Raw genomic sequence first — 21,054 nt, forward strand, 5'->3', positions numbered from 1 at the left:
CGATCAGCCCAGCACTTTCTGCACGGTGGCGACCAGCTGTTCGGGATTGAACGGCTTGACCAGCCAGCCGGTGGCACCGGCGGCCTTGCCTTCGGACTTCTTGTCGGCGGCCGATTCGGTGGTCAGCATCAGCAGCGGGGTGAACTTGTAGTCCGGCAGCTGGCGCAGTTCGCGGATCAGCGCGATGCCGTCCATGTTCGGCATGTTGACGTCGGTCACCACCGCATTGAAGCGCTGGCCCTTGGCACGACCGAGCGCGACCGCGCCGTCTTCAGCTTCTTCGACGGCAAAACCGGCCGAGGTGAGGGCGAAGGACACCATCTGGCGCATCGACGCCGAATCGTCCACCACCAAGATACGTGCGCTCATGCAGCGTTCTCCACAGATTTCAGGTTGTCATGGGTTACGTCCAGGCCCAGGGCCTGGGTGACGCCCAGCAGGCGCGCGGCGTCACTGAAGGTTGCAGTGCAACCGTGGAAGCCGGTGCCCAGGCCTGCCTCGCGGCGGGCCTGCACGAACGCACACAGCACCTGCACGGCGGCCGTGTGGATGCGGGCGACCTGGCTGGCATCCAGGGTCAGCTCGCCAGCCTGGTCCACGAGTGGGGCGAGGCGGTTCTTGAGCTCGGTAGTGCTCTCGATGCCGAGATCCCCACCCAGTTCGACAGTGCTCATCGTTGCTCCGGACAAACGGTTCCGTGATCCATAACGGCACCCCGGTGGGGTTCTTTAGAAGAATCGACGCGGTACGTCGATGCGGTCGCTGCTTAAAAGGGGACGGAGGGAATTAAGTCGCAATCGACCTGGCTCTACTGCAGCTCCCTCGGCAACGGCGACCGCGCAGTGGGGACGTAAGGTGTTGATCCATCGGCGCAAAGCGCCGGGTCAGTTGCGACTTAATTCCCTCCGTCCCCTTTTTCTTGGCGGCTCAGCTCAACAGCCGGGTGGCGTCGAGCAGGATCATCGGCCGCTGGCTGACCCGGGCCACGCCGCGGAACAGGTCGTTTGAGATCTGGCAGATGCGCGCGGTATCGGGCGGTTCGATCTGCGAATCGGTGAGGTTGGCGACATCTTCGACCGCTGACACGCGCAGGCCGATGGTTTCGCCGTCCTCCTCCAGGACCACGATGCGGGTCTGTGCGTCGTCTTCGGCGGCCGCGGCGCCAAGGTGCAGGCCCAGATCCATCACCGGTACCACCTGGCCGCGCAGGTTCATGATGCCGAGCATGGCCGCTGCAGTGCCACGAAGTGGCAGCAGCGGCACCGGCAGCACCACTTCCTGCACCTTCAGCAGTTCCAGCGCATAGGCCTGGGTACCGCAGCGAAGGCGCAGCCAGCGTGAAGTGCGTTCGCCGGCGCGTCGGTTCTGCGGATGCGGGCTGCGAGCCGGTTGGTGGGCCTGCGCCTGCAGCTCCTGCCAGGTGCCGGGACGGTTGCCTGCCGGGGCATCGACGGCGGCGCGCGGCGGCGGAGTGGCGGTGCGCGCGGCCGGGGCTGCAGGTGCAACCGTCGGGGCCACCGGAGCTGCGACCACGGCGGGCGGTGGCGCGGCTACGTCTTCGCCACCGGCGGCCGCTTCGAACGCGGCCTGCAGGCCGGGGCTGTCGGTGTGGGCGAGGCGATGGCTGTCGGCCGGATCGGTCTCGTAGATCACCTCGTCCGGCAGGTCGTCCCAGGTAGGTTCCGGACCGGCGTTTGCAACGACGGCGGGTGCCGGCGCGGTTTCGTGGATGACCTCCTCAGGCAGGTCATCCCAGGTCGGCTCGCGTTCGGAAACCGCTTCTCCCGCCGGACCCTGCCCAGCGCTACCGGAAGCGGCAGCGCTCTCGAAGGCCGCTTCCAGTGCTGCGTCGTCCCGGCTTTGCGCGGCGGCGACGGATTCTGTTTCGTAGATCACCTCGGCGGGCAGGTCATCCCAGGTGGGTTCGCGCGTGGGTGGTGCGGCGCTCTCGAAGGCGGCTTCCAGCGCAGCGCTGTCCCCGCTCGGCGTGGCGGCGATGGTTTCGGTTTCGTAGATCACTTCGGCCGGCAGGTCGTCCCAGGTCGGTTCGCGTTCGGCGACTGCTTCGATCGCCGGGCCTTGCCCGGCGCCTGCGTGCGGCAGCACGGCAGGCGGCGGCGCGACCATCGCTTCGCCCAGCAGTTCGTCCAGGTAATCGTCGAGGATGCCGGTGCTGTTCATGCGGCCTGCTCCAGGGCGCGGGCATCCTCGCCGAGGATCCAGTTCAAGGCGCGCCGGTAGGCGGCCAGGCCACGGCCCGGGTAGTCCTCGCCGGCGCTCGGCAGGGTCAGCCCGGCGGCGTTGCTGATGCGGGTATCGATCGGAATGGCGTCTTCCCACACGCGGCTGCCATGGCGGTCCTGCATGGTGCGCAGCGACTCGTTGCCGGCGCGGGTGCGTCGGTCGAACAGGGTCGGCAGGATCGAGATCGGCAGCAGGCGGCGGCGCGAACGCTCGACCATCTCGCCGGTGCGGACCATGCCATCCAGGCCGTGCAGGGCCAGGGGCTCGGCCTGGGTCGGGATGATCAGGCGATCGGCGGCAGCCAGTGCGTTGATCATCAGCAGGCCGAGGGTGGGTGCGCAGTCCAGCAGGATGTAGTCGTGCTGGCCCTGGTGGCGCGCCAGCGCGTTCTGCAGGGCCAGGCCGAGGCCGGGCTGGTTGGCGCTGCGGCGTTCCAGCGTGGCCAGCGCCGACTGTGCGCAGACGTAGTCCAGGCCATGGATGTTGCTGGCATGGCACAGGCTGGACAGGTCCGCTGGCGGTGTGCCGAACAATTCCAGTACGCCGGCCGGCGGCGGGTCCACCGGCACGCCGAAGGCGCGGCTGAGCGAGGCATGCGGATCGAGGTCGATCAGCAGCACGCGATGGCCGAGCGCGGCCAGGCCGCGGCCGAGGGCGAGGGTGGTGGTGGTCTTGCCGACTCCGCCCTTCTGGTTGGCGACTGCCCAGATGCGCATCGGATTACTCCTTCATTGCCGGGGGAACGGCGGCGCCGACGCGGCTGCCAGCCGGCACCGGCGGCAACTTCACCGGTGCGATGGGGGAGGTGGGGGCGCTGGCCGGAGTTGCGTCGGCCTGTTCGGTGACGGTGCTGTCGGTGGCGCCGGTGGCTGCGTTCAGGCGTTGGCCGAGCGGATCCACCGAGTGCGACGTGTCGGCCAGGATGATGACCATCACCCGGCGGTTGCGGTTGCGGCCCTGCGCGCTGTCGTTGTCTTCGCGCGGGCGGAACTGGCCATAGCCGACCATCGCCAGCCGCGACGGCTGCACGCCCTGGTCGGCGAACAGGTGCACTACGCTGGCTGCGCGCCCGGCCGACAGTTCCCAGTTCGACGGGAAAGTGGCGGTGGCGATCGGCACGTTGTCGGTGTGGCCTTCCACGCGCACGCTGTTGGGCACGTCGCGCAGCACCTCGGCCAGGCTGGCCAGGGTCTGCCGCGCATGCACGTCAAGCGCGGCCGAGCCGGTGGGGAACAGGATGTCGCTGTTGATCTCGACTTCGATCCACAGTTCGGTGCGGCGCACGCTGATCATGCCGCGGTCGATCAGCGGCGCCAGTGCGGCGGTGAGGCGATCGGCAATCGTGTTGAGCTGGCGCTCGGCACGGGCGATCTGCTCCTGGTTGTGCACCGACACCGGCATGCGCATCTGCGAGGCCATCGACGGCAGCAGGGTCGGGTCGTGCGAGGGCGCCGGCGCGGAGGGACCGATCTTGGTGCCGGACTTGATCACCGAGGGGCTGTCCCAGCCGCCGCCCTGCACCTGCTTGTTGCCCACCTGCACCGGGTTGATGGTGCGCGGTGCGCCACCGAAGGCATCGGTCAGCGCGTCGGCCATGATCCGGTACTTGCCCTCGTTCACCGAGGAGATTGCATACATGACCACGAAGAAGGCGAGCAGCAGCGTCATCAGGTCGGCATAGGGGATCGCCCATGCTTCGTGGTTGGCGTGCTCTTCGTGGTGCTTGCGGCGGGCCATGTCAGTGCAGGAAGCCGGAGAGGTTGGTTTCGATGTTGCGCGGGTTCTCGCCCTGGGCGATCGAGATCAGGCCTTCGATGACCATCTCGCGGTCGCGCGTGTTGTGCGAGATCACACTCTTGAGCTTGGCGGCGATCGGCAGGAACAGCAGGTTGGCCGAAGCGATGCCGTAGATGGTGGCGGTGAACGCGGCGGCGATGCCGTGGCCGAGCTTGCTCGGGTCGGCCAGGTTCTTCATCACCGCGATCAGGCCCAGCACGGCACCGATGATGCCGAGCGTCGGTGCATAGATGCCCATCGCCTCGAACACCTTGGCGCCGGCCTGGTCCTGGTGCTCCTGGCTGCCCAGTTCGATTTCCAGCATGTGCCGCATGGATTCGGGCTCGACGCCGTCCACCAGCAGCTGCAGGCCCTTGCGCAGGAACGGGTCCTGCTGTGCTTCCACCTGCGATTCCAGGCCCAGCAGGCCCTGGCGGCGGGCGATGTTGCTCCACTCGACGATCTGCTGGATCAGCTCGCGGCGGTCGCTGTGCGGTGGACGCACGACCCAGCGCACGATGCTGAACGCGTGCTTGAACACCGCCGGCGAGGTGTGCAGCAGGATCGCGGCGACGGTGCCGACGATGACGATCACGAACGCCGCAGGCGACCACAGCGACGCCAGGCCGGCGCCCTTGAGGATGCTGCCGCCGACCAGCGAGGCCAGGGCGAGAAAGAGTCCAATGAGGCTGAGTCTATCCATGGATCCGGTATCGGCTTGTATGAATGGGACTTGAGACACCGGTACGGGCTACTGGTGCGACTTCACGGTTTTACGGGTTCAGCAAGCGGGTCAGTCGTGCGGGCTGCGCAGGCCGTCCACATCCAGGATCAGCGCCATGCGACCATCGCCGATCAGGGTTGCACCGGCGTAACCGCGCAGGCCACGCAGGGCTTTCGGCAGTGGCTTGATGACCACTTCCTCGCGCCCACGGACCTGGTCCACGACCAGGCCGAAGCGCGCTTCGCCGGCCTGCAGCACCACGATGGTCAGCAGGGTCGACGCGGCGGGCGTCACATCCAGCCACTGGCGCAGATCGACCAGTGGCAGCGTGTGCGAACGGCGGTCGAGCACGGCGCGGCCATCGAACCAGCCCAGCGAGGTGCGCGGTGCGTGCAGCACTTCCATCACGCGCGCCAGCGGCAGCGCATAGACGTCTTCGCCGGCCTGCACCAGCAGGGTCGGCAGGATCGCCAGGGTGAGCGGCACTCGGATCAGGAAGCGGCTGCCGCGGCCCAGCTCCGACTGGATCTGGATCTGGCCACTCAGTTCGCGGATGCGCGACTGCACCACGTCCATGCCAACGCCGCGGCCGGAGATATCCGTGACCTGCTGTTTGGTCGAGAAGCCGGGCAGGAACACCAGGTGCAGGCACTCCTCGCTGCTCAGGCGGGCGGCGGCCTCCGGATCGATCAGGCCCTTCTCGCGTGCCTTCGCGCGCAGCTTTTCCGGGTCGATGCCGGCGCCATCGTCCTGCACCTCGATGCTGACGTAGTCACCTTCCTGCTGCGCCGACAACCGCACATGGCCCATCCGCGGCTTGCCCTGTGCTTCGCGCAGGTCGGGCATTTCCACGCCATGGTCGATGGCGTTGCGGACCAGGTGCACCAGCGGGTCGGCCAGCGCTTCGACCAGGTTGCGGTCGAGCTCGGTCTCGGCGCCGATCAGCTCCAGGTCCACTTCCTTCTTCAGCGAGCGGGCAACGTCTCGGGCGACCTTGGGGAAGCGCGAGAAGACCTTGCCCACCGGCTGCATGCGGGTACGCATCACCGCCGACTGCAGGCGCGCGGTGGCGATGTCCAGGGTGGACACGGCGCGGTCCAGTTCCTCGTCGCGCAGGCGCGCACGCAGGGTCTTGAGCCGGTTGCGTGACAGCACCAGTTCGCCGATCAGATTGACGATCGCGTCCAGGCGCTTGGTGTCCACGCGCACGGTGTGTTCGGCCTCGGCCAGCGGCTTGGCGGCCGGCTTGGTCGCCGCTGCAGGTGCCGGTGCGGCCGGTGCGGCCAGTGGGCGTGGTGCCGCGATCGGTGCGGGCGCTGCCGCAGCGATGGGCTTGGCGCCGGGTGCGGCGCCACCGTGCAGCTGGTCGAGCAGGGCTTCGAACTCGTCTTCGCTGATCAGGCCGTCGTCGGCCTTCCTTGCCGGCGCCACCGCAGTCGGTGCGTTGCCGCCGTGCAGCTGGTCGAGCAGGGCCTCGAACTCGTCGTCGGTGATCAGGTCGCTGCCACCCGCAGCGGGAGCTGCTGCGGCGGCGGGTGCAGCCACGGCACCGCCATGCATGTCGAACTGGGCGATCAGCTCCGGCGGCGCATAGCCCGGCTCGGTGCCGGAGGAAACTGCATCCAGCATCGCTTGCAGGTAGTCCAGCGATTGCTGGGCGGCATCGAAGTGATGGGCCTGCAGCACGGCCTGGCCCGCGCGCGCGATGCCCAGCGCTTCTTCGGCGGCGTGGCACAACTCGACCATGGCGGTGACGCCGAGGAAGCCGGCGCCGCCCTTGAGCGTGTGGTAGCCCCGGAACACCGCGTTGAGTTGCTCGGTGTCCTGTGGTGCCTGCTCCAGCGACACCAGCTGTTCGCCCAGGCGATCCAGGATTTCCTGCGCCTCGATGATGAAATCGGCAGTGATGTCGTCGGATACCGCGCTCATGCTTACAGCCCCAGGTCCGACAGCAGGTCGTCGGCGTCGTTCTGCGAGACCGCGTGGCGGTCCAGTCCCTTCAGTGCCGGCCCGGCCAGTTCCGGATCGGTGCGATGCTGTTCCGGCGGCAGGCCGAGCGCGCCGAAGCCCTCATGCACACGGCGGACGATGCCGACCACGCGACGGATGATCTGCCCCGTCAGGTCCTGGTAGCTCTGGGTCAGGGCGATCTCGGTGAGGTTGTGGCGGATGCGCTCGAGCTGTGCATCCTGGCCCGGCTGCAGGCCTTCGGCGCGCAGCTGTTCGGTCAGGCTGCGGCATTCCTCGGCCAGGTCCAGGGTGCGGTGCGTTGCCTGTTCGGTCATCGCCACCACGTGGTCCAGGCGTGCGCAGGCATCGTCCAGTTCGCCGGCCTCGCTGGGCACGGTCGGCAGTTCACCCAGGGCCTGCCCGAGCTCGCGGGCCAGCCGCGAGAGGCCGCTCATCATCGGCTGCGTGCGCAGCGCGACCAGTCCGTCGATGCGTTGCCGCCAGGCGGTTTCGTCACCGGACTCCAGTGCGTCCAGTGCTTCCTGCAGGCGCAGGGCGAGGGCATTCCTGTCGACCGTGGTATCCATCAGGCACTGGCCGCCAGGCGTTCGAAGATCTTGCCGAGCTTCTCTTCCAGCGTCTGCGCGGTGAACGGCTTGATGATGTAGCCGTTCACGCCGTTCTGGGCCGCTTCGATGATCTGCTCGCGCTTGGCTTCGGCGGTGACCATCAGCACCGGCAGGGTCTTCAGCTTGGCGTCGGCACGAATCGCCTTGAGCAGCTCGATGCCGGTCATGACCGGCATGTTCCAGTCGGTGACCACGAAATCGAACGGCTGGCTCTGCAGCAGCGACAGCGCGGCATGCCCGTCCTCGGCTTCGGCGGTGTTGGTGAAGCCCAGATCGCCCAGCAGGTTCTTGACGATGCGACGCATGGTCGAGAAGTCGTCGACGATCAGGATGCGCATGTTCTTGTTCAAAGCAGAGTTCCTTTGTTGTTCATTCCGGGCGGCCGGGGGCAGCTGCCTCGGGGATGTTCATTCTTCGAGGCCGGCGTCGACGGCCTCGAATACCTTCAGCCGGCCGCGCAGGCGCAGCACGGCCTGGCCGTGGATCTGGCAGACCCGCGACTCGCTTACGCCTAGCACCGCGCCGATCTCCTTCAGGTTGAGTTCCTGCTCGTAGTAGAGCGAGAGCACCAGCTGTTCGCGCTCGGGCAGATGGCCGATGGCCTTGCCCAGCTCGCGGCCGAACTCGCTGCGCTCCAGCACCTGCTGCGGGGTCGGGCCACCCTGTGCGACCGTGTCCAGCTCGCCCTGGTCCTCAATGCGCGACTCCAGGCTCAGCACCTGGCCACGCGCGGCGTCTTCCATCAGGCGCAGGTATTCGGGCAGTGGCATCTCCATCGCGGCGGCCACTTCGGTGGCGCTGGCGGCGCGGCCGCTGCTCTGTTCCAGGCGGCGGATGGTGGCCGCAGCATCGCGTGCACGGCGGTGCACCGAGCGCGGCACCCAGTCGCCACGGCGGATCTCGTCGATCATCGAGCCACGGATACGGATCGAGGCATAGGTCTCGAACGAGGCGCCCTGGTCGGCGTCGTAGCTGCGCGAAGCCTCGATCAGGCCCATCATGCCCGCCTGGATCAGGTCGTCGACTTCGACGCTGGCCGGCAGGCGCGCGGCCAGATGGTGGGCGATGCGCCGCACCAGGTCCGAGTGCTGGGCGATGACCTCGTTGGCTGCCGAGCGCTGGACTTCCCTGTACTGGGCCGCGCCTTTCATGCCGCCACCCCGCGCTGCTTGAGGATGCGTTCGAGGAAGAACTCGACGCCGCCGCGTGGTTCGGTCGGCGCCTGCCAGCGGGCCGTGCGGCGCGCGATCTCGGTGATCGCCAGTGCGGACGGGCTGGACGGGTAGGCCTTCACCACCGGCTGCTGGCGCTGCACCGACAGGCGCAGCCAGTCATCCTGCGGCACGCAGCCCAGGTAGTTCAGCGAGACATCGGCGAGGAACTTCTCGCAGACGCGGGTCAGCTTCTCGTACAGCACGCGGCCCTCGTTGGGGTCGCGCACCATGTTGGCCACCACCTGGATGCGGTCCACGCCCCGTTCACGCGACAGCACCTTGATCAGCGCGTAGGCGTCGGTGATCGACGCCGGCTCGTCACAGACCACGACCACGGTGTCCTGCGCGGCCTGGCAGAAGGTCAGCACGCCGTCGGTGATGCCCGCGGCGGTGTCCACCACCATGATGTCCAGCTCGCGCTCCAGCTCGGAGAACACGTTGACCAGGCCGACGTGCTCGGCCGGGGCCAGCTCGGCCATGTGCCGGCGGCCGGACGCGGCCGGGACCACCAGCACGCCGTTCGGGCCTTCGACGATGACATCGTCCAGCGAGCAGCGGCCGGCCACCAGGTCGGCCAGCGTAAAGGTGGGGTTCAAGCCCAGGATCACGTCGATGTTGGCCAGGCCGAGGTCGGCGTCCAGCAGCAGCGTGCGCTTGCCCATGCCGGCCAGCGCCACGGCCAGGTTGGCCGACACGTTGGTCTTGCCCACGCCGCCCTTGCCGCCGGTCACGGCGATGGTGCGCACAGGGCCGAGCGGCTCGCTGCGGGTGGCCGACAGCGGGAAGGTCTTGGTCAGCTTGGCGTACTCACGCGACGGCATGGTTCAACTCCGGGTTGCAGGGCATATCGGCCGCTCGGCGCAAATCTTCAAGGCGAAGTACGAGATTGGCCGCACTTGCCCGGTGCAGGTCGTCCGGAACGTCCTGGCCATCGGTCACCCAGGTGATCGGCAGGGCATGGTCCACGGCCACCGACAGGGCGTTGCCGAAGCGGCCGGTTTCGTCCAGCTTGCTCAGCACCAGGCCCTGCAGGTTGGCGGCACCGAAGCGGCGGACCACCTCGTCCATGTCGCCGAAGCTGGTGTTGGCCGGCAGCACCAGCAGGGTGCGCACCTGGCGGGCGGCGCGCAGCCACTGCAGCTGGGCGGCCAGCGCGCGGTCGCGCGGGCCCAGCCCGGCGGTGTCGATCAGTACCAGCTTGTAGTCCTTCAGGCGTTCCAGCAGCTGGTCCAGGTCGGTGCCGCTGTTGGCCTCGTGGACGGCGATGCCGAGCTGCCTGCCATAGCCATACAGCTGCTCGCGGGCGCCGATGCGGGTGGTGTCGGTGGTGACCAGGGCGACGTCACGCGGCGCGTGCTTCTCGGCGAAGCGCGAGGCCAGCTTGGCGATGGTGGTGGTCTTGCCGGCGCCGGTCGGGCCTACCAGCGCGATCACGCCGCCTTCCTCCAGCGGGTCGACCGGGGCGATCGGCAGCTTGCGCGAGATCAGCCCCAGCATCAGGCCGCGGCCTCGGTGCGCCTCGGTCTCCAGCGGAATCTGCATGGCGACGTCGCGGGCCAGGCCAGCATCGAAGCCGTACTCGTCCATCAGGTCCAGCGCGGTGGCGCGCACCGGGCAGCCGCGCAGGCGCTCGTCGGTGAAGCGGTTCATTTCGCGCTCGATCACCTGGCGCATGCCGGCCACTTCCTGGCGCAGCTGGCGGATCTCGGCGTCGTCCTGGGCGACCACGGTCAGGACCGGGGCTGGGGCAAGCGTCGGCGTCGGTGCGGTTTCGACGGTGGCATCGGCCAACGCCGGTTCGCTTGCGGCGACCTCCGGCTGCGTTTCGGCCAGGGCTGCGGTCGGCAGCGGCGGCGGCTGCACGGCCGGGGCCGCGCTTTCGTGATGCGCCTCGTGCGGCGGGTCGATCTGGAAGCGGGCGCGGTTGGCCGGCGTGGCGCTGGCGGGTGCCGGTGCGACGATGGCTTCGGCGAACGGGGCGAAGATCTGGTCCGGCAGCGCCGGCTCATTGACGGCGGCGCGTGCCAGCGTGGCGGCAAAGCCGGTGCTGCCGCGGGTCGGCACGATCTCGTCGGCGCTGTCCAGGGTGCGGCCGGTAGCGCCCACTGCTGCACGGGCGAGGGCGGCCACCGCCGAGGTGGTGGCGGCAACCGGTTCCGGTGCCGGGGTGCTGCTGCGGCGGCGGGTGACGGCGGCGATCACCGCGTCGGCGGCGGTGCGCGGCTTGGGTGCCGGCGGCGGTGCGACGTCACGGCGCGAGGCTTCCAGTGCACGCTGTACCGCGCTCTCGTCGTAGTTGGCGGCGGCGACGATCTCGATGCCTTCCTCGATCCGGCGGTTGGACAGGATCACGGCGTCAGGACCATGTTCCTTGCGCACCAGGTTCATGGCCGAGCGCATGTCGGCGGCGACGAATCGTTTGATTTTCATGCTGTGGTCACGGGGCGAAGACGGCGGGGTGGCGGTCGGGGAACTCGGGTGGTCGGTGGTCTGCACGGTGCGGGTTCCCCTTGGTGTCTGTCAGTTGCGTTGGTTCGAAAGTGGTGTCTGTTTTCTGGCGCATCGGCGGGCGGGCGTCAGCTGATCGTTCCGACCAGCTTCAGGCGCTTGTCCTCCGGCACCTCGCTGTAGGCCAGGACCGACAGCGACGGAACGCTGTGGCGGACCAGGCGGGCCAGCGCGGCGCGCACCGGGCCAGGTACCAGCACGACCGCGGGCTCGTTGCGGGCTTCCTGCTTGCTGACACATTCGGCCAGGCTCTGGTGCAGTCGCTCAGCGAGTCCGGGTTCCAGCGCGGCGCCGTTGCCCTGCGTGGACTCCTGCAAGACACGTTCCAATTGCGGGTTGAGGGTGAACACCGGCAGCTCCGCCGACATTCCGGCGATCTCCTGCACGATGAAGCGGCCCAGTGCGGTGCGCACCGCGGCGGTCAGCACGGCCGGGTCCTGGCTGGCGGGCGCATGTTCGACCAGCGCTTCGGCGATCTTGCGCAGCTGGCGGATCGGAATGCGCTCCACCAGCAGGTTCTGCAGCACGCGCACCACCGCCGACAGCGGCAGCGCCTTGGGCGTCAGATCTTCGACGAGCTTGGGCGCGCTCTTGGCCAGGTTGGCCAGCAGGTGCTGCACTTCTTCGTGGCCGAGCAGTTCCGGCGCGTGTTCGCGGATCAAGTGCGACAGATGGGTGGCGACCACGGTGGCCGGGTCGACCACCGTGTAGCCCAGCGTTTCGGCCTGGGCGCGCTGGTGCGGCTGGATCCAGGTGGCATCCAGGCCGAACGCGGGATCCTTGCCGGCAATGCCCTCCAGTGCGCCGAGCGCGCTGCCTGGATCCAGGGCCAGCTCGCGGTCGGGGTGGATCTCGGCGGTGGCCACCGGTACGCCGTGCACCAGCACGCGGTAGCCGTTGGCGGGCAATTCCAGGTTGTCGCGGATGTGCACCGACGGGATCAGGAAGCCGACATCCTGGGTCAGCTTGCGACGCACACCCTTGATGCGCGCCATCAGTTCGCCGCCCTGGTTGCTGTCCACCAGCGGAATCAGCCGATAGCCGACCTCCAGGCCCAGCGGATCGACCGGGCGCAGTTCGTCCCAGCTCAGTTCGGCGGTGGGGGCCGCGGCGGTCGGGCGGCCGAGCGCAGTGAGCGCGGCGGCATCGGTGCCACTGCCTGTCGCATCGGCAGCCGGTGCCTTGGTCTTGCGATACAGCTTCCAGGCGATGAAGCCAAGGATCGAGGCCAGCGTCAGGAAAGCGACGTTGGGCATGCCCGGCACCAGGCCCACCAGGCCGATGATGCCGGCGGTGATCGCCAGCGCCCGGTACTGGCCGAACACCTGCCCGGTCATGGCCTGGGCCATGTCCTGCGAGCGCGAGGCGCGGGTGACCAGCATCGCCACCGCGCTGGAGACCAGCAGCGCCGGCAGCTGTGCCACCAGGCCGTCACCGATCGACAGCAGGGTATAGGTGGCGGCGGCTTCGCCGAACGGCATGCCATGCTGCAGCACGCCCACGGCCAGGCCGCCGAGCATGTTGATGAACAGGATCAGGATGCCGGCGATGGCGTCGCCGCGGATGAACTTGCTGGCACCGTCCATCGCACCGTAGAAGTCGGCTTCCTCGCGGACTTCCTCGCGGCGGAGCTTGGCTTCTTCACGCGTCAGCAAACCGGCGTTGAGGTCGGCGTCGATCGCCATCTGCTTGCCGGGCATCGCGTCCAGGATGAAGCGCGCGGTCACTTCCGAGACGCGGCCGGCGCCCTTGGTGATGACCACGAAGTTGATGATGGTCAGGATTGCGAAGACCACGATGCCGACCGCGTAGTTGCCGCCGATCACGAATTCACCGAAGGCGGCGATGACCTTGCCCGCGGCATCGTGCCCGTTCTGGCCATTGAGCAGGATCACGCGGGTGGAGGCCACGTTCAGCGCCAGCCGCAGCATGGTCGTGATCAACAGCACGATCGGGAAGATGGTGAAATCCAGCGGGCGCTTCACGTAGACCACCGCCAGCAGCACCATCAGCGAGATGGCGATGTTGAAGGTGAACAGCGCATCGAGGACAGGCGCGGCCAGTGGCACCACGACCATGGCCAGCAGGGCCAGCACGATCAGCGGCGCGCCAAGGCCCTGGCGGATCATTTCCAGGGCGCGGCGGGTGTTGAATCCGGTGGCGGGCTGGGCGCTCACGGGCGGCCTCCCTTGCCGAATTCATCCACCTGGATCTGCGGGGCGTCCGGCATCGGGCCAGTGCGCCAGGCGCGCAGCTGATAGACGTAGGACAGGACCTGGGCGACGGCCGAATACAGTCTCACGGGAATTTCCTTTCCGAGTTGGCCTTCCCGATACAAGGCGCGTGCCAAAGGCGGGGCGGAGACGATCGCGACCTTGTTGCCGTCGGCCACTTCACGGATGCGCAGGGCGGTCTCGTCCACGCCCAGCGCGACCACGGTGGGAGCGTTCATGGCGCCGCCTTCGTACTTCAGGGCCACCGCGTAATGGGTGGGGTTGACCACCACCACGTCGGCGGTGGGCACCGCTTCCATCATCCGGCGGTTGGCCATCTGCTGCTGCAGCTGGCGGATGCGGCCCTTCACCTCGGGGCTGCCTTCGCTTTCCTTCATTTCCCGGCGCAGTTCTTCACGGGTCATCTTCAGCTTGCGCATCCAGTTCCAGCGCTGGTATGGGGCGTCGATGGCGGCCAGCACCAGCATGGCGCCGGCGGTGGCCAGCAGCAGGCGCAGGGTGAAGCCGAGGCCGTCGGTGATGGCGGTCTCCAGCGGGTGGTGGATCAGCCCGCGCAGGGTGTCAAAGCCGGTCCAGACCACCAGGCCGGCGGCCACACCGACGAAGGCCACGCGCAGCAGCGACTTGGTGAACTCGGCAATGGCCTCCGGGCCGTACAGGCGCTTGAGCCCGCTCATCGGGTTCATGCGGTTGATGTCGGGCATCAACGCCTTCTGCGACCAGCGCAGGCCGCCCATCACCAGCGGGGCGACGAAGCTGGCCAGCAGGCAGACCAGCACCAGCGGTGCGATCACCAGCATGAACTGCAGCAGCAGGTCGCCGAAGTGGCCGAACAGTTCCTTCGGGTTCTGCCGCAGGCTCTGTTCCGGGCTCAGCGCCTGCTTCATCCAGGCGCTGGCGCCGCGTCCGATCGAGCCACTCATGGCCATCACCGCCAGCACGCCGGCGCCGAACACGGCGGCCGTGCCGAGCTCGCGCGAGCGCGGCAGGTTGCCCTGTTCGCGGGCGTCGCGCAGGCGTTTTTCGGTCGGTTGTTCGGTCTTTTCGCCGGCGGATTCGTTCTCGGACATCACGGGCACTGCGGCAGGGGTTGCCCAGGTGAGTGCAAGAACTGTTCCACGCGTGGCGTGGTGCTGCCGACCGCCGGTGTTGTAGGGTCGAGCCCACGCTCGGCTGCGGTTGGGTCCAGGCGAGAAGCGCAGCCGAGCGTCGGCTCGGCTCTACAGGAACGTGTCGCAGGAACTGTTGCGTGATGGGGCGCGCGCGGCCCGGTGTCAGCCGGGCGGGTGTTGCGGCGGTGGGCTCTGCGCCAGTTCCACCCGCGGCCGGGGCAGGTCGTGCAGTTGCATGAAGCGCGCCGCGTCGACCGGGCGGCCGAGCAGGTACCCCTGCAGGAAGTCGCAGCCCAGGCGCTCCAGGTAGGCGCGCTGCGCGGCGGTTTCCACGCCCTCGGCGACGATGTCCATGTCCAGTGCATGGCCCAGCGCCACGATCGCCGAGACGATCACCACGTCCTCCGCACTGTGTTCCAGGTCACGCACGAACGCGTGGTCGATCTTGATCTCCGTGGCGGGCAGCCGCTTCAGGTACAGCAGGCTGGAATAGCCGGTTCCGAAATCATCGATGGAGATGCCCACGCCCAGCGCCGACAGCGCCTGCAGCAGGCGAAGGCTGGTATCGGTATCGCGCATGACCGTGCTTTCGGTGATCTCCAGCACCAGGTGGCGCGGGGCAATGCCATAGCGTTCGATCACTTCACGCACATCCTGCAGCAGGTGTGGCGAACTGAACTGCACCGGCGACAGGTTCACCGACATCGACCAGCCTTCATGCCCGGCGTCGCGCCAGCGCCGCAGCTGCTGGCAGGCCTGGTCCAGTGCCCAGCGACCGATCTCGTTGATCGCGCCGCTGCGTTCGGCCAGGCGGATGAAGCGGTCCGGTGGGATCAGTCCGTGCTCCGGGTGTTTCCAGCGGATCAGCGCTTCGGCACCGGCCACCTTCTGGGTGGCCACGCGGATCTTCGGCTGATAGTGCAGGAACAGCTGCTCGCTGCCGATCGCACGGCGCAGGTCGGCCAGCAGCCGGAACTGCTGCTCGGCACTGTCGTTCATCCAGTCGGCGAACAGCACGAAGGCGTTGCGTCCGGATTCCTTGGCCTGGTACATCGCCGCGTCGGCGAAGGCCATCAGCTGGCGCTCGCTGGCAGCGTGGTCGGGGCAGATCGCCACGCCGATGCTGGCGGTCACTTGAAGTTCGTTGTCCGGCAGCAACGGGCCGCTGCCCACCGCCTGCAGGATGCGCCGGGCGAGGGTGGGCAGGTCCTCGTCGTGCTCGATGCGCACCACCAGCACGAATTCGTCACCGCCCAGACGGGCCAGCATGTCGTTGGGCCGGAGCAGCTGGCGGGTACGCTCGGCCACCGCCACCAGCAGTGCGTCGCCGGCCTGATGGCCGTAGGCATCATTGACCTGCTTGAATCCGTCCAGGTCCATGAACATCACCGCGAAACGGCTGCCGCCCTGTTCGGCTTCGGCCAGCGCCTGCACGATGCGCCGCTGCAGCAGCAGGCGGTTCGGCAGGCGGGTCAGCGGGTCGTGCAGTGCGGCCTGGGTCAATTCCTGCTGGGCATCGGTCAACGAGGTGCTCAGCATCGAGTTGCGAAGCCGCAGCAGCTGCGCCTCCACACGCTGGTCCAGCCACGAGACCACCAGCACCACCGCCAGGATCGCAACCGTCAACACCACCACCAGCATCGCCAGCCACTCGCTCTGCAGGCCATCACCGACCGCGGCGCCGCAGATGCTGCCTTCCGGGAAACGCGCGGCGGCCATGCCGGTGTAGTGCATGCCGACGATGGCCAGGCCGAGCAGGCCGGCGGCCGCCAACCGGTCACCGACGCGGGTGCGCTGCGCGCGCAGGCGGAACGCCACGTACAGCGCGGTCCACGAAGCGGCCACCGCCACCACCAGGGAGAGCAGCAGCCAGCCCGGGTCGTAGTCGATCCCGGGCTGCATGCGCATCGCTGCCATGCCGACGTAGTGCATGCCGGCAATGCCGGTGCCCATCAGCAGGGCACCACCGGCCAATCGAGGATGGGGCAGGGTACGCAGTGAGACCAGCCACAGTGCGAACACCGACGAGGCGATCGCCAGGGCCAGCGAGAGCAGGGTGATGGGCAGGTCGTAGCCCAGTGCAATGGGCAGATCGAAGGCCAGCATGCCGATGAAGTGCATCGACCAGACACCCAGGCCCATGGCGAATCCGCCCCCCAGGCGCCACCACCAGGCGGCTGCCCTGCCCGGGGCGGTGACCGTGCGTCCTGCCATGGCCAGCGCCGTGTACGACGCCATCACGGCAACCAGCAGCGAGATCGCCACCAGCCACGGGTTGTACGTGCCTACCAGCATTCGTCAGTCTCCCGGACCTGCCTGTCGACGGAAACCACGGTGGGGCATGCATGAGGCAGGCCAACGCGAACGGGCGCCGGCCAGGTGCGGCATCCCCCCGGTTGCCGCGCATTCACTCTAACGCGCAGACCGGGGGGGACTTCAAGCGGCAATACGTGATGACCGGGTCAGCGTGTGACCGCGTCCGCGGCCTGGAAGGCGGCGTCGAACAGGCGCTGTACCGGCGGCCCCATTTCCCCGGCCAGCAGCGCCAGGAGGAACAGGCCCAGCAGCAGCGAAACCGGCAGGCCCAGCTGGATCGGGTTCAGCGCAGGGGCGGCTCGCGCCAGGACACCGAAGGCCAGGTTCACCGCCAGCATCGCCACGGTCAGCGGGATGGCCAGGGTCAGCGCACCGCGCAGCACGGTCAGCAGGAAGGTCGGAGCGATGCTGAAGAAGGCATGGGGATCAGGCAGCGGGGCGCCAATCGGCAGCGCGCGATAGCTGTCCACCAGCAGCGAGATCAGCGCCAGGTGGCCGTTGGCGGTGAAGAACAGCAGCCCGAACAGCAGATAGAACCACTGTCCGATCACGCCGGAGGTACCCCCGCGCAGCGGGTCGCTCATCTGCGCGAAGGCCAGGCCGGTGCCCTGCGCGATCAGTTCGCCCGCCATCGCACCGGCTTCGAACACAAGCCGCAGCAGGAAGCCGATGGATACGCCGATGGCCAGCTCGCGCGCGATGGTCAGCACCGTGGCGGCGTCGAAGCCGGTCCAGTCCGGCACCGGGGGCAGCAGCGGTGCCAGGGCGATGGCCAGGGTGCCAGCCAGCACCACGCGCACCCGTGACGGGACGGCGCGGGTCCCGACCATGGGCATGGCCATGGCCACAGCGCCGATGCGCAGCATGGTCCACAGTACGGTGCCGATCATGCCGAAGGCCTGAAGGCCGTCGGCAGCCATCTGGGTGGCGGCGTCCATCGAAGCGCGTGTCCTAGCCGATCAGGTGTGGGATGCGCTGGAACAGCAGCGTGGTGAATTCAACCAGGTGGCCGATCAGCAAGCTGCCCAGCGCGAACAGCACTGCGGTCAGCGCTGCCGCCTTGGCGACGAAGGCGATGGTCGGTTCGTTGAGCTGGGTCGCGGCCTGCACGACACCAACCACCACGCCCACCACCAGTACGGTGAGCAGCAGCGGGCCGGCCACCCACAACACGGTGATCAGGCCGCCACGCAGTTCAGTCAAGGCAAGTTCGGGAGACATTCGGATTCCATCTGCTCATGTAGAGTCGAGCCCTGCTCGACTGCGCGTTACGGGGGATATCAGGCCGGATTGAAGCTCGCCGCCAACGTACCCACGGTCAGCACCCAGCCATCGACCAGCACGAACAGCAGGATCTTGAAGGGCGCCGATACCAGCATCGGCGACAGCATCATCATGCCCATCGACATCAGCACGCTGGCAACGACCAGGTCGATGATCACGAACGGGATGAAGATCAGGAATCCGATCTCGAAGGCGGTCTTCAGTTCACTGGTGACGAACGAAGCGACCAGCACCGGGAACGGGATCGCGTCGGGGCTGGCGTAGGTGCCATGCCCGGCGATGCCGGCAAAGGTCATCAGGTCGGTCTCGCGGATCTGCGCCAGCATGAAGCCGCGCAGTGGCTGCGTGGTCAGCGTCCATGCGGTCTGGAAGTCGATGTCGCCGTTGAGGTAGGGCGCCATGCCCGCGCTCCACGCCTTGTCCCAGGTCGGCATCATCACCATCGCGGTGAGGAACAGGGCCAGGCCCAGCAGCACCTGGTTGGACGGCGTCTGGCCGGTGCCCAGCGCCTGGCGCAGCAGGCCCAGCACGATGATGATGCGGGTGAACGAGGTCAGCACCAGCAGCATCGACGGGATCAGGGTGATCGCGGTCATCAGCAGCAGGGTCTGCAGCGGCAGGCTGACCGGCTGGCCGCCGATCTTGCCGACGTTGACGTCCGGCAGAGGGGTGGCCGGAGCGCCGGGCGCGGCCAACGCCAGCGCCGGCAACAGGCACAGGGCAAGCAACAGCAGCCACGGCATCAGGGTGGCAAGTCGGGTACGGGTGACACGCATGTCAGGGATCCTTGCGCAGCCGCTGCTGCAGCAGCTGGGCGAAATTCGGCAGGTTCTTGAAGTCCGGCACGCGCACCGGTGCCGGTGGCGGCAGCGGCTCGGGCAGGATATGCAGGGTATTGATGCCGCCGGCGGTGACGCCCAGCAGCAGTTGCTGGCCATTGACCTCCACCACCACCACGCGCTCCTTGGCGCCGACACTGAGGCTGGCTACCAGCTTCATGCCTTCGGCCGGGCGGAAGCCGCTGCCAGGCATGCGCTTGAGCAGCCAGCCCAGGCCGATCACCAGCGCCAGCACCGCCAGCAGCGCCAGCACCGCACCGAACAGGCTGGGTGCGGCGGCCGCATGCTGGCCGACCTGCGGGCCGATCGGCGCGGCGGCCTTGCCGACCGCCAGCAGGGTGGAGGCCAGCAGGCTCAACGCAGTCTCCGGATACGCTCGCTGGGGCTGACCACGTCGGTCAGGCGCACGCCGAAGCGGTCGTTGATCACCACCACTTCGCCGTGGGCGATCAGGGTGCCGTTGACGAACACGTCCAGAGATTCGCCTGCACCGCGCTCCAGTTCCACCACCGACCCCTGGTTGAGCTGCAGCAGGTTGCGGATCGGCAGGCGGGCACGACCGACTTCCAGCGACAGGGTCACCGGCACATCGAGGATCACGTCCAGGTTCAGGTCCGGACCATTCGCCTCATCGGCCTGCAGGCTGCTGAACTGGGCCGGGGTCGGTTCGAGGGCGTCGATATCGTTCATTGCGGGTCTTCCTGGATGACGGGTACGCGCGGGCGGGTGCCCGGCGGATGGGTAGCGGTGATCTTCACGGCGTTCATGCCGTTGGCGATGCCGAACTCGCCGGTGAACACGGGGATGTTCTCCACGCATAGCGGCACCTGCGGGCTGAGCTCGATCGGCAGGATGTCGCCGACCTTCAGCTGGGTCAGGTCGCGCAGGGTCATGCGCTTGCTGGCCAGCACGCTGGACAGGGTGACTTCGGCGACGTTGAGCTGCTCACGCAGGGTCTTGCCCCAGCTCTCGTCGCGGTCGTTGCGGTCGCTCTGGATGCCGGCGTCGAGCAGTTCGCGGATCGGTTCCAGCATCGAGTAGGGCAGGGTGACGTGGATGTCGCCGCCGCCACCGTCGAGCTCGACGTGCAGTCGGCACACCACCACATATTCGCGCGGGGTCACGATGTTGGCGAAATGCGGGTTGATCTCCGAGTTGATGTACTCGAAGTCGACATCCATCACCGGTGCCCACGCTTCGCGCAGATCGGCGAAGGTCTGCTTCAACAGCAGGTGGATGACCCGCATTTCAGTAGCCGTGAACTCGCGGCCCTCGATGCGGGTGGGGTAGCGCCCGTCGCCGCCGAAGAAATTGTCGACGATGGCGAACACCAAGGTCGGCTCGAACACGATCAGGCCGGTGCCGCGCAGCGGCTTGAAGCGGATCAGGTTCAGGTTGGTCGGTACATACAGCGAGTGCATGTAGTCGTTGAACTTGATCAGTTCGATGCCGCGCACCGACAGTTCGGCCGAGCGGCGGATCAGGTTGAACAGGCCGATCCGCCACAGGCGCGCGAAGCGCTCATGGACCATTTCCAGGGTCGGCATGCGACCACGGATGATGCGGTCCTGGCTGGCGAAGTCGTACGAGCGCGCTTCGCCTGACGGGGGTTCCGCATCGGTCTCGACCGCGCCACTGTCCACGCCGTGGAGCAGGGCATCGATCTCGTCCTGGGACAGCAGATCATTCATCGGTGGGCCCTTACTGGGTCACGAAGCTGGTGAACAGCAGATCGTCGGCGCCGTTGCTGCCGGTCTCGGCCTTGAGTACCTTCTGCACCTCGGCCAATGAGGCGGCCTGCAGCTTCTGCTTGCCGGCGACATCGGCGATCTGGTCCGGGCTGACCTGCGAGAACAGCATCAGCAGGCGCGCACGGATGGCCGGGGCGTGGGTCTTGATCGCTTCCAGCGCGGCCGGGTCGCGGGTCATCAGCTGGACCTCCAGCTGCAGGTAACGCGGGCCGTCGACCGGGCCATTGAGGTTGACCACGAAGGCCGGGTCCAGCGCGAAGTACTGTGCCGGGGCTGGGGTCGCGCTCTTCTTCGGCGCCTGCGCGGTCTTCTCTTCGTGCTTGGACTGGGTGAAGAACCACACGCCGCCACCGGCGGCAGCGGCGGCCAGTACGGCCACCAGCGCGGTGATCAGGATCGGACTACGCGGCTTGGCGGCCTTGTCCTTCTCTGCGGTCTTCTTGGTTTTGTCAGCGGCTGCGGCCACGGGTGAA

22 protein-coding genes are annotated in these 21,054 nt (G+C 68.0%); all 22 read right to left on the reverse strand.

The window, feature by feature from the left end; translation table 11 throughout:
- Nucleotides 1-3: 3 nt before the first annotated feature.
- Nucleotides 4-369: a response regulator gene (locus tag ACSYHF_RS09450; protein WP_005409521.1), complete on the reverse strand. Its 366-nt coding sequence runs from the start codon at nt 367-369 to the stop codon at nt 4-6.
- Entirely contained in the window at nt 366-674 is a 309-nt protein-coding gene (locus tag ACSYHF_RS09455) for an STAS domain-containing protein (protein ID WP_065184917.1), read from the reverse strand. Before ACSYHF_RS09455 ends, ACSYHF_RS09450 begins: the two co-directional genes overlap by 4 nt.
- A 253-nt stretch (nt 675-927) precedes the next feature.
- Nucleotides 928-2,181: a chemotaxis protein CheW gene (locus ACSYHF_RS09460; RefSeq protein ID WP_447576368.1), complete on the reverse strand. Its 1,254-nt coding sequence runs from the start codon at nt 2,179-2,181 to the stop codon at nt 928-930.
- A complete protein-coding gene (locus ACSYHF_RS09465; RefSeq protein ID WP_065184912.1) occupies nt 2,178-2,960 on the reverse strand; it encodes a ParA family protein in 783 nt (260 codons plus the stop codon). Before ACSYHF_RS09465 ends, ACSYHF_RS09460 begins: the two co-directional genes overlap by 4 nt.
- A gap of 4 nt (nt 2,961-2,964) precedes the next feature.
- On the reverse strand, nt 2,965-3,981 hold the full coding sequence (motD, locus tag ACSYHF_RS09470; RefSeq protein ID WP_447576369.1) for a flagellar motor protein MotD: 1,017 nt from the start codon (nt 3,979-3,981) through the stop codon (nt 2,965-2,967).
- A 1-nt stretch (nt 3,982) separates the two neighbouring features.
- Nucleotides 3,983-4,723: a flagellar motor protein gene (locus tag ACSYHF_RS09475; protein WP_049413360.1), complete on the reverse strand. Its 741-nt coding sequence runs from the start codon at nt 4,721-4,723 to the stop codon at nt 3,983-3,985.
- 90 nt (nt 4,724-4,813) lie between these two features.
- The gene (locus ACSYHF_RS09480; protein WP_005416421.1) at nt 4,814-6,673 is read right to left on the reverse strand and encodes a chemotaxis protein CheA; all 1,860 of its coding nucleotides are present in this window, start codon (nt 6,671-6,673) and stop codon (nt 4,814-4,816) included.
- A gap of 2 nt (nt 6,674-6,675) precedes the next feature.
- Entirely contained in the window at nt 6,676-7,281 is a 606-nt protein-coding gene (locus tag ACSYHF_RS09485) for a protein phosphatase CheZ (RefSeq protein WP_005416422.1), read from the reverse strand.
- On the reverse strand, nt 7,281-7,673 hold the full coding sequence (gene cheY, locus ACSYHF_RS09490) for a chemotaxis response regulator CheY (RefSeq protein ID WP_005413247.1): 393 nt from the start codon (nt 7,671-7,673) through the stop codon (nt 7,281-7,283). The genes ACSYHF_RS09485 and cheY overlap by 1 nt, the downstream gene beginning before the upstream one ends.
- Nucleotides 7,674-7,730: 57 nt before the next feature.
- Nucleotides 7,731-8,474, reverse strand: a complete 744-nt coding sequence (locus ACSYHF_RS09495; RefSeq protein WP_005416423.1) for an RNA polymerase sigma factor FliA — start codon at nt 8,472-8,474, stop codon at nt 7,731-7,733.
- Nucleotides 8,471-9,358 (reverse strand): MinD/ParA family ATP-binding protein, encoded by an 888-nt coding sequence (locus ACSYHF_RS09500; RefSeq protein WP_005416424.1) that lies wholly within the window; start codon nt 9,356-9,358, stop codon nt 8,471-8,473. The genes ACSYHF_RS09495 and ACSYHF_RS09500 overlap by 4 nt, the downstream gene beginning before the upstream one ends.
- Nucleotides 9,345-10,967, reverse strand: a complete 1,623-nt coding sequence (gene flhF, locus ACSYHF_RS09505) for a flagellar biosynthesis protein FlhF (RefSeq protein ID WP_065196750.1) — start codon at nt 10,965-10,967, stop codon at nt 9,345-9,347. The genes ACSYHF_RS09500 and flhF overlap by 14 nt, the downstream gene beginning before the upstream one ends.
- A gap of 146 nt (nt 10,968-11,113) precedes the next feature.
- The gene (gene flhA, locus ACSYHF_RS09510; protein ID WP_425604682.1) at nt 11,114-13,222 is read right to left on the reverse strand and encodes a flagellar biosynthesis protein FlhA; all 2,109 of its coding nucleotides are present in this window, start codon (nt 13,220-13,222) and stop codon (nt 11,114-11,116) included.
- Nucleotides 13,219-14,349, reverse strand: a complete 1,131-nt coding sequence (gene flhB / locus ACSYHF_RS09515; RefSeq protein WP_447576370.1) for a flagellar biosynthesis protein FlhB — start codon at nt 14,347-14,349, stop codon at nt 13,219-13,221. Before flhB ends, flhA begins: the two co-directional genes overlap by 4 nt.
- Nucleotides 14,350-14,553: 204 nt before the next feature.
- Nucleotides 14,554-16,686 carry a putative bifunctional diguanylate cyclase/phosphodiesterase gene (locus ACSYHF_RS09520; protein WP_065196749.1) on the reverse strand — a complete coding sequence of 711 codons (2,133 nt, stop codon included), beginning with the start codon at nt 16,684-16,686 and terminating at the stop codon, nt 14,554-14,556.
- 167 nt (nt 16,687-16,853) lie between these two features.
- Nucleotides 16,854-17,645, reverse strand: a complete 792-nt coding sequence (gene fliR, locus ACSYHF_RS09525) for a flagellar biosynthetic protein FliR (protein WP_049460577.1) — start codon at nt 17,643-17,645, stop codon at nt 16,854-16,856.
- Between the two features lie 13 nt (nt 17,646-17,658).
- Nucleotides 17,659-17,928: a flagellar biosynthetic protein FliQ gene (locus ACSYHF_RS09530; RefSeq protein ID WP_005413254.1), complete on the reverse strand. Its 270-nt coding sequence runs from the start codon at nt 17,926-17,928 to the stop codon at nt 17,659-17,661.
- 59 nt (nt 17,929-17,987) lie between these two features.
- Nucleotides 17,988-18,767: a flagellar type III secretion system pore protein FliP gene (gene fliP / locus ACSYHF_RS09535; RefSeq protein ID WP_049460579.1), complete on the reverse strand. Its 780-nt coding sequence runs from the start codon at nt 18,765-18,767 to the stop codon at nt 17,988-17,990.
- Nucleotide 18,768: 1 nt separating this feature from the next.
- Nucleotides 18,769-19,167 carry a flagellar biosynthetic protein FliO gene (fliO, locus tag ACSYHF_RS09540; protein WP_447576432.1) on the reverse strand — a complete coding sequence of 133 codons (399 nt, stop codon included), beginning with the start codon at nt 19,165-19,167 and terminating at the stop codon, nt 18,769-18,771.
- Nucleotides 19,168-19,184: 17 nt separating this feature from the next.
- Complete coding sequence (gene fliN / locus ACSYHF_RS09545; protein ID WP_005409543.1) at nt 19,185-19,520, reverse strand: flagellar motor switch protein FliN; 336 nt, start codon at nt 19,518-19,520, stop codon at nt 19,185-19,187.
- Nucleotides 19,517-20,521, reverse strand: a complete 1,005-nt coding sequence (fliM, locus tag ACSYHF_RS09550; RefSeq protein ID WP_005416434.1) for a flagellar motor switch protein FliM — start codon at nt 20,519-20,521, stop codon at nt 19,517-19,519. The genes fliN and fliM overlap by 4 nt, the downstream gene beginning before the upstream one ends.
- 10 nt (nt 20,522-20,531) lie before the next feature.
- Nucleotides 20,532-21,047, reverse strand: a complete 516-nt coding sequence (locus ACSYHF_RS09555; RefSeq protein WP_005416435.1) for a flagellar basal body-associated FliL family protein — start codon at nt 21,045-21,047, stop codon at nt 20,532-20,534.
- Nucleotides 21,048-21,054: the final 7 nt, after the last annotated feature.

It is taken from the genome of Stenotrophomonas maltophilia group sp. P373, assembly GCF_053295075.1.